11 protein-coding genes are annotated in these 10,823 nt (G+C 35.6%); 9 read left to right on the top strand and 2 right to left on the bottom strand.

The genetic code is table 11. From position 1 onward, the window contains the following. Window positions 1-385 precede the first annotated feature (385 nt). The 8 genes from Q4496_RS07795 to hemB all read left to right on the top strand — a co-directional run bounded on the left by Q4496_RS07795 (window position 386) and on the right by hemB (window position 7,882). Window positions 386-1,933: a bifunctional diguanylate cyclase/phosphodiesterase gene (locus tag Q4496_RS07795; protein ID WP_303602012.1), complete on the top strand. Its 1,548-nt coding sequence runs from the start codon at window positions 386-388 to the stop codon at window positions 1,931-1,933. A gap of 142 nt (window positions 1,934-2,075) precedes the next feature. Beyond that, the gene (gene tatA / locus Q4496_RS07790; RefSeq protein ID WP_215973658.1) at window positions 2,076-2,324 is read left to right on the top strand and encodes a Sec-independent protein translocase subunit TatA; all 249 of its coding nucleotides are present in this window, start codon (window positions 2,076-2,078) and stop codon (window positions 2,322-2,324) included. 3 nt (window positions 2,325-2,327) lie between these two features. Beyond that, window positions 2,328-2,792 carry a Sec-independent protein translocase protein TatB gene (gene tatB, locus Q4496_RS07785; RefSeq protein WP_215973657.1) on the top strand — a complete coding sequence of 155 codons (465 nt, stop codon included), beginning with the start codon at window positions 2,328-2,330 and terminating at the stop codon, window positions 2,790-2,792. Next, complete coding sequence (gene tatC / locus Q4496_RS07780) at window positions 2,792-3,574, top strand: twin-arginine translocase subunit TatC (RefSeq protein WP_215973656.1); 783 nt, start codon at window positions 2,792-2,794, stop codon at window positions 3,572-3,574. The genes tatB and tatC overlap by 1 nt, the downstream gene beginning before the upstream one ends. After that, window positions 3,571-4,095, top strand: a complete 525-nt coding sequence (locus tag Q4496_RS07775) for a hypothetical protein (RefSeq protein ID WP_215973655.1) — start codon at window positions 3,571-3,573, stop codon at window positions 4,093-4,095. Before tatC ends, Q4496_RS07775 begins: the two co-directional genes overlap by 4 nt. After that, window positions 4,095-4,892 (top strand): TatD family hydrolase, encoded by a 798-nt coding sequence (locus Q4496_RS07770; protein WP_215973654.1) that lies wholly within the window; start codon window positions 4,095-4,097, stop codon window positions 4,890-4,892. Before Q4496_RS07775 ends, Q4496_RS07770 begins: the two co-directional genes overlap by 1 nt. 76 nt (window positions 4,893-4,968) lie before the next feature. Continuing rightward, a complete protein-coding gene (locus tag Q4496_RS07765; protein ID WP_215973653.1) occupies window positions 4,969-6,801 on the top strand; it encodes a diguanylate cyclase in 1,833 nt (610 codons plus the stop codon). A gap of 37 nt (window positions 6,802-6,838) precedes the next feature. Then, window positions 6,839-7,882, top strand: a complete 1,044-nt coding sequence (hemB, locus tag Q4496_RS07760; RefSeq protein WP_303602010.1) for a porphobilinogen synthase — start codon at window positions 6,839-6,841, stop codon at window positions 7,880-7,882. 30 nt (window positions 7,883-7,912) lie between these two features. Here the strand turns inward: hemB and Q4496_RS07755 are convergent, their stop codons facing one another. Then, on the bottom strand, window positions 7,913-8,854 hold the full coding sequence (locus Q4496_RS07755) for a phosphatase (RefSeq protein WP_303495377.1): 942 nt from the start codon (window positions 8,852-8,854) through the stop codon (window positions 7,913-7,915). Window positions 8,855-8,871: 17 nt separating this feature from the next. Beyond that, complete coding sequence (gene rhlB, locus Q4496_RS07750) at window positions 8,872-10,140, bottom strand: ATP-dependent RNA helicase RhlB (protein WP_215973060.1); 1,269 nt, start codon at window positions 10,138-10,140, stop codon at window positions 8,872-8,874. Window positions 10,141-10,311: 171 nt separating this feature from the next. Between rhlB and trxA the strand changes: the two genes are divergently transcribed. Beyond that, window positions 10,312-10,638, top strand: a complete 327-nt coding sequence (gene trxA / locus Q4496_RS07745; RefSeq protein WP_215973059.1) for a thioredoxin TrxA — start codon at window positions 10,312-10,314, stop codon at window positions 10,636-10,638. The last annotated feature ends 185 nt before the right edge of the window (window positions 10,639-10,823 follow it).

Raw genomic sequence — 10,823 nt, 5'->3', positions numbered from 1 at the left:
CCCGAGTGGCCAAAGGGATCAGACTGTAAATCTGACGGCTCCGCCTTCGGTGGTTCGAATCCACCTCCCTCCACCATCTTATTTGTATAAGAACTAAATACCAGCTAACTGCTGGTATTTTTGTATCTATCGCCCAGTAAATTCGTAGAGCGATCTAAATTTGAATACTATGTTACCTCATCTTTACACTAATATTGCGTGTTTGAATTATTTTAAGTACTTTATGGCGATATTAAAACTTCCTTGTCATAAAATCTTTATATCAAAAGGTAATTTATTACTAGCCTAGTGGCGATAATTTGATACACTAACCGTTCAAAAATCATACTGAAAAGTGTGCTGAAATTTTAACTAAGTTTAATGTATATCACGCATAGGAACATTGATGCCTACGAGGATTAAAAATAAAGAACCTACTGAGCTAGATAGCTCTGATGTTCACTATTTATTAGAAGCTTTAAACTTAGCAAACGAAAGCCTTAAAAAAGCTCAAGAAGAAAATATTGCTTTAAAACAGCACTATCACCTAGAACTGGATAATCTTGTAGCAGAAAAAACACAAGCATTAATTAGTGAAAATTTAAGCTTACATGAAAAACTCTCTGAAAAGAATAAGGCTGATCAGCAACTATACTTTGATGCCCATCATGATGTATTAACTAAATTGCCTAATCGTGCGATGTTTTCTGACCGACTTAGTTATGCACTTCGTCATTTGAAACGACATCCCGATCAACAATATGCTGTATTATTTATTGATTTAGATAGATTCAAAATTATCAATGATACCCTGGGTCATCATGCGGGTGATATATTCCTTGTTGAAATAGCTAAACGTCTTAGTGTATGTGTGCGCGAAAATGATGTTTTGGCACGTCTCGGTGGAGACGAGTTTGTTATTTTACTAGATTCCTTAACAGCAGATGATGCAGAAGAGGTTTCCACTAGAATTATAAACAGTATTGAACAGCCTTATATTATTGATAGTAATACTGTGTATTCTAGTGCAAGTATAGGTATTGCTTTATGCAATAGACATTATGACAGTGCGGTAGAAGTTTTACGTGATGCTGATGCGGCAATGTACCAAGCTAAAAGCTTAGGGCGAGGTCGCTATGTTTTTTATGATGAAAGTATGCGTGAAAAACTTATTGCTACTATGACGTTAGAGCAAGAGTTGCGTGTAGCCATTGTTGAGCAACAATTTGAGCTTCATTATCAAAAAATATCAGATTTAAATACTGGTCAAGTGATAGGTTTTGAAGGCTTATTACGTTGGAACCATCCTAAAAAAGGTCTACAAACACCAAGTGAATTTTTATACTTAGCCGAAGAAACGGGCATTATATTAGCAATTGAAACTTGGGTTGTTGAAGAAGTGGCAAGACAACTGAGTTTATTACAGGGTGATCTTGAGTACCAACATGCGTTTATCGCAATCAATTTATCTGGTCGACATTTAACTCAAACTAACCAATTGCATAAGCTGATAACTCTAATTAAGAATCAGTCGTTTGATCCACAGAGATTGATTTTAGAATTTAATGAAAAAGCATTTATTCACCATGAAGAGCTAGCCTTGAAGGGTTTAGGTAAATTAAAAAATATTGGTGTTAAGCTAGCACTAGATGATTATGCCTCAGGTGTGTCTTCGTTTAGTTTTTTACATAACTATCCTTTTGAATTCATTAAATTAGATAGAGGCTTTATCAGCACTTTAACAAATAGTAATAGAAATTTACCTTTGGTTAAGGCTTTACATGACTTAGGTGAAAAATATGGTTATCGATTAGTGGCGGAAGGTATAGAGACTGAATCGGTAATGTTAAAACTTCATGCTGCAGGTTGCGACTTTGGGCAAGGATATCATATTAATAAACCTGAAAAGATCCAAATTACCTCTCTTAAAAGTCAAGATAAAAACTGCGCATAAATTCCTATCTTATCTGAAAAACGACTGCATTTAACTTTGATCGTATTTTCTTGAATATTTTATTAAATCTTTATAGTCTTTTACTCGTTTAGTTAATGAGTTTCGGTGTATACTGCTGTTAAATAGATTATAGGAGTTTCTTATGGGTGGCATTAGTATTTGGCAATTATTAATTATTGCTGTGATCGTTGTTTTATTATTTGGTACTAAAAAATTACGTAATTTGGGTGGAGATTTAGGCTCTGCTATAAAAGGATTTAAAAATGCAGTAACAGATGAAAAGGATTCAACGGCTAAATCGGACAAAGAGGCAGATTCTTTAGCTGACAATACTGCAGCTAAAAGTGAAGCTGGCCAAAAAGATAGTAAAAAAGAAAACAGTCAGGCGTAACGCATGTTCGATATTGGCTTTTGGGAATTAATGCTTATTGGTATTATCGGACTTATTGTACTTGGTCCGGAACGTTTACCTGTGGCTATTCGAACCGTGAAAGGTTGGATAGCGGGGGTTCGTAATTTTAGCGATAGTGTGAAATCAGAGCTCACTGAAGAATTAAGAATTCATGAATTACATGCGAACTTAAAGAAAGCAGAACAGGGCGGCATGAAAAATTTGTCCCCTGAAATTGCTGAATCTGTTAAGTCGCTGCAAGAAGCAGCAGAAATGGTTAGAGAACCATTTAAAAACATGGATACGAAGAGTATAGATGAAAAAAATATAGCTTCATCGCCTTTAAATCCAACTTCTACTCAATCTACTTTAGCAGAAGACAATGAGGGGAATTTATCTATTAATAATGAATTGTCACCTCATAAAGAAAATAATACTTCTCCTATTGATACAGATAAAAAAGAATAATGAATACAGCTACTGATCAAGAACAATCAACACCATTAGAATCAGAAAAGAGTGTCACAATTTTCGATCATTTACTCGAATTAAGAACTCGATTACTTCATGCTGTTTTAGGGGTTATCGTCGTATTTTGTTGTTTGGTATATTTTGCTCAAGATATATACCAATATTTAGCTCAACCATTACTTCAAACTATGCCATCTGGATCACAGATGATTGCCACTGATGTTGCATCACCTTTTTTAGCACCATTTAAGTTAACAATTGTTTTATCTATATTTCTTGCTATGCCATATATTCTCTATCAAATGTGGTCTTTTATAGCCCCTGGGCTTTATCGAAATGAAAAGAGATTAATAGCCCCGTTGATGCTTGGCTCTACATTGCTTTTTTATAGCGGTATAGCTTTTGCGTATTTTGCTGTTTTTCCGGTGATATTCGCTTTTTTTACGTCAGTTGCTCCAGACGGTGTTGTTATTGCAACTGATATTAGTAGTTACTTAGACTTTGTCTTGAAGCTATTTTTTGCGTTTGGTGCGGCATTTGAAATACCTGTTGCTATTATACTAATGTGTTGGACAGGTGTTACCTCTCCTAATAGTTTACGAAAAAAGCGCCCCTATGTTGTTGTAGGTGCATTTGTTATAGGTATGTTATTAACACCACCAGATATTATTTCTCAGTCGATGTTGGCTATACCTATGCTACTGTTATTTGAAGTTGGTATTATTATAGCTTCGTTGTATCACAAAGAAGATGAAGATCTCGATAAGGATGATTCATGAAAGTAAATATTACAGCACTATTTGGTTTATTATGTACCATAATATCAACAGGTGTATTGGCTAATAATAATAGTATTTTAGTTGAGGGGTTATCACACTGTATGCACGTCTCTAATGATCAAGAGCGATTAGCATGCTTTGATAAGCTATCAGAGAAAAATTTAGCCCCCTTAAGCACTACTTCCGTACCAGAAGTTAAAGAAGTTAAAGAAGTAGTAGCGGCAGTTGAAAACACAGAACTAGCAGAAGCAAAGAGAATAGATGATTTTGCTAAAGAAACGTTGAAAAAACCTAAAGAAGAAATTGAAGGTATTACTGCAACTGTCAGTGGTTTGAAAAAGTTGATTCGTGGTCAGTGGGTTATTGATTTAGAAAACGGTCAAAGATGGCAACAAACAGACACAACTATTTTAAAATTAGCTGTGGGTGATCGTATCAATTTGGAAAAAGGTAGCTTTGGCTCTGTGTATTTATTTAAAGAAGGTCTTAATCGAAATATACGAGTTAAGCGACTTAAATAATGATTGATATTGGTGTTAACTTAACCAACAAACGTTTCGATAAAGATTTAACTGAAGTCATTGTTCGTGCTAAGAATAAAGGCGTACATCAGTTAATTATTACAGGAACTAATGTTGATGAGAGTAAAAAAGGAGTAGCACTATGTCAACATTATCAACAGCAATTTCCGAATACTTTATATACTACTGTTGGTGTACATCCACACGATGCTGATGCAGTAAATGAAGGTTATTTAAATGATTTATCAAAGTTGGCAGAGCAACCCTGTGTTAAAGCGATAGGTGAATGTGGTTTAGACTTTAATCGAAATTTTTCTACTCCTGAAAAACAGTTAGTAGTATTCAAAGAACAAATTCAGTTAGCTAAGCAGCTTAATAAGCCGTTGTTTTTGCATCAAAGAGATGCTTTTCAAGCTTGGTTCAATGCATTAAGTCCTTTTATTGATCAAGTACCCGCTATGGTTGCTCATTGTTTTACTGGCAATAAAGAAGAATTGGTAAAGTGTGTTGATGCTGGTATGTATATTGGTATAACGGGCTGGCTTTGTGATGAAAGAAGAGGTAGCTCTTTACAGGAAATTATTAATTTAATTCCGTTAGATAAACTGCTTGTTGAAACCGATGCTCCTTACTTAATTCCAAGAACGATTCGCCCAAAACCGAAAAGTAATCGTAATGAACCAAGTTACTTACCTTTTATAATTGATAAAATTGCTCATATTCTAGCGCTTGACCCTGAAGAATTAGTTAGTCAAACAAGTATAAATGCACAACAAGTGTTCGATTTACCTTCTTAGCTGTTGAACTTTGAAATAAACGTCAATTATGCCAATACTTTCTCATCCAATATTTAAAATTATGAAGATTTTACTGATGGTAATTTCTGTCTTTTTGATGATGTTATCCGTACAAGTAAAAGCTGAGATTCCTCGATATAGCCTTGATCAAGATAAACATCTTGTTGTCGACTATTTATATCGACTTATTCAGCAATCGGAACAACATCAGTTGCATGAAGTAATTACATTAGAGAATAGCGAATGGCAAAAAATCCACCTTAATAACGGTGATTTACTAATAATGCCAGGGGAAAACTGGATTGCTTTTGAGTTAGTAAATAATACTAACAAAGTAAAGCAAGTTTATCTCGATATGGCCAACCAAGTACGAATAAACGAGGTTGAATTATTTATTCAAGATCAATATAAAAATATTGATAAGAAAAAGATGATGTTGCAACGAAGTAATAATCGCAGCGTTAAAGTGAATGCGGATCCTCACTCACAAATGACAATTTATTTAGCGATTAAAAGCTCTGCTCAACTCCGTTCTTCATTGAAGGTATATTCTACAGAATCTTATATTGCGGCTAATAGTGATTTACAGTTTCAGCAAGGGATTGTTATAGGTGGCTTACTTTGCTTATCTATTGCATGTATGCTGCTATTTTTTAGTACAGGTAGTAAAGCTATCATTGCTTTATTTGGCTATCTCTTGAGTAATAGCCTAATGCTCGCAGCAATGCTGGGTTTTAACTTGTCTTATCTTTTTCCTGCTTTTACTTGGTTGGTAGGGGTTGAACTTCCTTTATTATCAGCGTCATCAGCAATATGTTTATTGGCTTTCAGTACACAATTTTTTCACTTAAAAAATAAGTTTTACAATATTCACCGGAGTATTCGAGCAGTCTGTTGGGCATTATTAATTTATATGCCTGTGAGTATTCAGCTATCTATTGCTGATAACGTTAATATTAGTATGGCAATTTATATATTGTTAGAGCTTTCTTTAGTTATTCTTGGTATTTATTTATATAAATCAGCATCTCGTTTAGCCTTATTATTTACCTTTGTGATGCTCATTCAGTTGATTTTTGTAGTCATTGTTATTGTTTCCGTAAACTGGTTTGATATGGGCTTTGTTTCTTACCGTAGTTCATTTTATGGCATGCTCTTCTGGCTTAATGCTTTAATGATTACTTTTATATTGAGCTATCAGTACCGATATCAATTAGTTGATAAACACTTAGCGCAACGGCAAGCATTAACTAGTGAGCTTAATTCGGAACGTGCGCAAGAAGAGCTACTTACTTTACAATCACAAACCCAAGAAGATTTAGAAAACCGTGTGCAAGAGCGAACTTTAGAGCTTAATATTGCCTTACAGGAATTAGAAGAAGTTAATCGAGAATTAGAAAAAAAGAATACACTTGATGAATTAACTGGCTTATATAACCGACGTTTTTATGATCAAAGAATCCTTGCTGAATATCGTCGAAGTAAGCGTAATTTAACCCCATTAAGTATTATTTTAATAGATATAGATCATTTTAAAGGTGTTAATGATACTTATGGACATTTAGCAGGAGATCAGTGTCTTGCGTGGGTGAGTAAGCATATTAACAAGAGTTTAAAAAGAAGTAGTGATATGGCTTTTCGCTATGGTGGAGAGGAGTTTTGCTTAATTCTACCAGATACGGATGCTAAGGGTGCTTTAGCTCTTGCTGAAACATTAAGAGAAAATATTGCTGAACGGCCTTTTATATATGACGAAAAAAGTATTTCACTAACGGTGAGTAATGGTCTTTTTACCTATGTTCAACAAGAAAATATCACACCGGAGCAGATATTTTCTTTTGCAGATAAAGCGCTTTATCAGGCAAAAAATCATGGTCGAAACCAAACGCAAGAATATACAACGCAATAAACGTGTTTGCAGAAGATAAAAATTTAGGAGAATGGTAATGAATAACAATAGTAATATGTTTGGTCAATATCCAGCTCGTCGTATGCGTCGTATGCGTAAAGATGAGTATACTCGACGGTTAATGGCAGAGAATCAAGTCACTGTAAATGATTTAATCTACCCTGTATTTGTTTTAGAAGGTGATAATAGACGAGAAGCTATTCTATCTATGCCAGGTGTTGAACGTAAGAGTATTGACCTGTTATTAGAAGAAGCTCAAGAGTTAGTAGATTTAGGTATTCCTGCGATTGCAATTTTTCCTGTTACGCCAGATGATATCAAATCTTTGATGGCTGAAGAATCATACAACCCTGAGGGGTTAACGCAGCGTACTGTTCGTGCTTTAAAAGCTAAATTTCCTCAGTTAGCAGTAATTACTGATGTAGCACTTGACCCGTTCACTACACATGGCCAAGATGGTATTTTAAGTGAAAGTGATGAGAATAAAGCAGGACCAGAGGGTTATGTATTAAATGAAGTTACTAAAGATACTTTAGTGAAACAAGCATTATCTCATGCCGAAGCTGGGGCTGATATTGTTGCACCATCAGATATGATGGATGGACGTGTCGGTGCTATTAGAATGGCGCTTGAAGAGCATGGCTTTGTTAATACTAAGATTCTCGCTTATTCTGCTAAGTATGCATCTAATTATTATGGTCCATTTCGTGATGCGGTTGGTTCATCCAGTAATATCAAAGGAGGCAATAAGCACACTTATCAGATGGATCCTGCTAATAGTAATGAAGCTTTGCATGAAGTCGCACAAGATATAGCCGAAGGCGCAGATATGGTAATGGTGAAGCCAGGTATGCCATATTTAGATGTAGTACGTCGTGTTAAAGATACCTTTCAAGTCCCAACTTATGCCTATCAAGTCAGCGGGGAATATGCCATGCTGAAGGCTGCAATTCAAAATGGCTGGTTGGCAGAAAAGCCTTGTATTATGGAAGGTTTATTATGCTTTAAACGTGCCGGTGCTGATGGAATTTTGACTTACTTCGCTAAGCAAGTAGCAGGATGGTTGAAAGAAGAGAGCTAATTTAAGCTTGGGGAAACTCAGCCTTATTTATTAGGCTTTATCAGATAATAGTTCAAATAATAAACCTTCTCGCAGGGCACCAGTGGATAATGTTAGCTCTTTAATTTGTAAACAATTAAAGAGCGCTATTAATATACATAATCCGCTCGCTAATACCGCAGCTCTATCCGCGCGTAAACCGTCGAAGCTAATATTATCAATAGATTTAAGTTCAATCAGTTTTTGTTTGATCTCTTGTAAGAAAGTAGGGGTGATGATTATTTCTTGTTGACGATAAGATAATATTTCAGCTAATGCCTGTATCGTGCCTGAATTACCGGAAACAGATTGCCAGCCTAGTTGAATAAACCCAGTACTGATGGGAGTGATAATATCACTGGCAGCATGAATGGCAGCAGTAATATTTTGCTCAGTTAACTGTCCATTGGTAAAAAATTGCTCTCTAAAACTAACACAACCTAAATTTAAACTAACGACCTTACTTGTGCTAAAGTCTTTGCCTATAATTAATTCTGTGCTGGCGCCGCCGATATCAATTACTAATCGTTTTTTCTCAAGCTCATTAGTACAAGAGTAAGCTGCGCCTTTATAGATAGTTTCTGCTTCTTGAACACCACTTAATAACTTAATATTTAAAGGCAAAATTTTGTTGGCTTGACTTATAAATTTATCCTTATTAGTCGCTATTCTCAAGGTTGCGGTAGCAACAATGCTGATATTACTTACAGGTATAGTCGAGAGATGTTTAGCGAATAATTTTAAGCAATCAAGACCAGAAGCGATCGTTTCTGGGTTAAGCGCTAATTGTTGATTAAGGCCAGCAGCTAAACGTACTTTACGTTTAACCTTGTTTACCTCTATCCGTTGGTTATTATGCATACGGATAATTAATAAATGAAAGCTGTTAGAGCCTAAGTCAACCACAGCGTAATGGCTGGCATCGTACTGTGGTATTGTGTTGGAAGTTTCCATGTTCTTACTATATTTGACTAACGACGGCCACGATAATTACTATTACCACCTTGCCTGTTGCCACCAGGGCGACCTGAATTTGGTCGAGGGCGACGTTGACGAGGTTTTGGTTGAGGTAAATCATCAATTAATGCATCTGAATCGTATTTTGTTACCGGAAGTTCATGTTCGATATAGTTTTCAATATCAGGTAAATTAAATACATATTGTTCACAAGCTAAACTGATAGCATGGCCAGTTGCGCCAGCACGACCAGTTCGGCCAATACGATGTACATAATCTTCACAATCATCAGGTAAATCGAAATTAAATACGTGTGTTACTTCTGGAATGTGTAAGCCTCGCGCGGCAACATCAGTTGCTACTAAGAAATCTACACTACCTTCACTAAATTGCTCTAATATTTTTAGGCGTTTTTTCTGTGGAACATCACCTGTTAATAAACCAACGCGAAGACCATCGGCAACCAAGTGATCATAAACTTTTTCACAAACGTGTTTAGTGTTCGCAAAAATAATCGCTTTTTCAGGCCAATCTTCTTCAATCAGCGTTTGTAAAAGAGACATTTTATCTTCATTTGAAGGGTAAAATAACTCTTCACTAATGCGCACGTTAGTTTTTTGTTCAGGTTCAACCTCAACACTTGTTGGGTCATTCATGTGATCAAAAGCAAGCTCTTTGACTCTAAATGATAACGTCGCCGAAAATAACATGCTTAGACGTTGTTTAGCGGGAGGCATTTTATTGAACATATAGCGAATATCTTTAATAAAGCCTAAATCGAACATTCTGTCGGCTTCATCTAAAACGATTACTTCAATATTTGTTAAGTTGTATACGCCTTGCTTCATGTAATCAATTAATCGGCCACAGGTACCAATTAAAATATCGACACCTTGTTCTAGTGCCAAACGTTGACTTTCATAACCTTCACCACCATATACAATACCAAGGCGTAACCCTGTACTTTTAGAGAGTTCAATGGCGTCACGGTGAATTTGAATTGCTAATTCACGTGTTGGTGCCATAATCAATGCTCTAGGCTGATTATGTGTTGGTGCTTCTTTTTGTAATAAATGATGGAAAGTTGCAGCTAAGAAGGCGATAGTTTTACCTTCTCCTGTTTGCGCTTGACCAGCAATATCAGTACTTTGAAGTAGCACGGGTAAAGATTTCGCCTGAATAGACGTACAATATTCGAAGCCCATAGCTTCTAATCCAGTGACGACTTGCGGAGCAAGATTTAAGTCAGCGAATTTTGTTTCTGTTAAGTGTGTTTTTTTCATGGCGCTAGCTTAACACCTAACTTAGTTAATGACTAATTTTAGCGCTGATAAGTGAAGATTAAAGAAAACGAACTTGATATTTAAACAATAAAGCCCCATAAAGGTTTTATAGACACATTTAATATTGTAATTAATAGATTGGCGTAAGCGCCATAACTAACGGAGAACAAGATGAACGAGAAAATTATTCAGCTAACTGATGATAGTTTCGAAGCCGATGTTTTAAAAGCACCTGGTTTAGTATTGGTTGATTTCTGGGCTGAATGGTGTGGCCCTTGTAAGATGATAGCCCCAGTGCTTGATGATATTGCTAATGAATATGACGGCAAGGTCACGATAGGTAAACTAAACATAGACCAAAACTCTGGAACACCACCAAAGTATGGTGTAAGAGGTATTCCAACGCTATTATTATTTAAAGATGGTGAAATTGCGGATACTAAAGTAGGTGCCCTATCAAAAACTCAATTAAAAGAATTTTTAGATAAAAATCTTTAAGTTTCTGAGTTAGTATCGTTTAAATTTATCTAATGCCGCTCGTATGTAAGCGGTATTTTTTTGCCTAGTGTAGCGAGCTAATTCAGTTGAATAGGGTGCTGAAATTAAATTGGCCTTATTAACAATATTAAGACTCTATTAAGGCTTCTTAATTATTTGTTTGGTTGTGCTATGCTATTTTATAA

It is taken from the genome of Colwellia sp. 5_MG-2023 (genome assembly GCF_030547795.1).
Classification (GTDB): Bacteria; Pseudomonadota; Gammaproteobacteria; order Enterobacterales; family Alteromonadaceae; genus Colwellia.
This window is presented reverse-complemented; position numbering and strand designations above follow the sequence as displayed.

What these genes read in the sequence shown, in the direction of transcription:
- Q4496_RS07795 (WP_303602012.1), top strand. Translation starts at nt 386, where the DNA reads ATGCCTACGAGGATTAAAAATAAAGAACCTACTGAGCTAGATAGCTCT.
- tatA (WP_215973658.1), top strand. Translation starts at nt 2,076, where the DNA reads ATGGGTGGCATTAGTATTTGGCAATTATTAATTATTGCTGTGATCGTT.
- tatB (WP_215973657.1), top strand. Translation starts at nt 2,328, where the DNA reads ATGTTCGATATTGGCTTTTGGGAATTAATGCTTATTGGTATTATCGGA.
- tatC (WP_215973656.1), top strand. Translation starts at nt 2,792, where the DNA reads ATGAATACAGCTACTGATCAAGAACAATCAACACCATTAGAATCAGAA.
- Q4496_RS07775 (WP_215973655.1), top strand. Translation starts at nt 3,571, where the DNA reads ATGAAAGTAAATATTACAGCACTATTTGGTTTATTATGTACCATAATA.
- Q4496_RS07770 (WP_215973654.1), top strand. Translation starts at nt 4,095, where the DNA reads ATGATTGATATTGGTGTTAACTTAACCAACAAACGTTTCGATAAAGAT.
- Q4496_RS07765 (WP_215973653.1), top strand. Translation starts at nt 4,969, where the DNA reads ATGGTAATTTCTGTCTTTTTGATGATGTTATCCGTACAAGTAAAAGCT.
- hemB (WP_303602010.1), top strand. Translation starts at nt 6,839, where the DNA reads ATGAATAACAATAGTAATATGTTTGGTCAATATCCAGCTCGTCGTATG.
- Q4496_RS07755 (WP_303495377.1), bottom strand. Translation starts at nt 8,854, where the DNA reads ATGGAAACTTCCAACACAATACCACAGTACGATGCCAGCCATTACGCT.
- rhlB (WP_215973060.1), bottom strand. Translation starts at nt 10,140, where the DNA reads ATGAAAAAAACACACTTAACAGAAACAAAATTCGCTGACTTAAATCTT.
- trxA (WP_215973059.1), top strand. Translation starts at nt 10,312, where the DNA reads ATGAACGAGAAAATTATTCAGCTAACTGATGATAGTTTCGAAGCCGAT.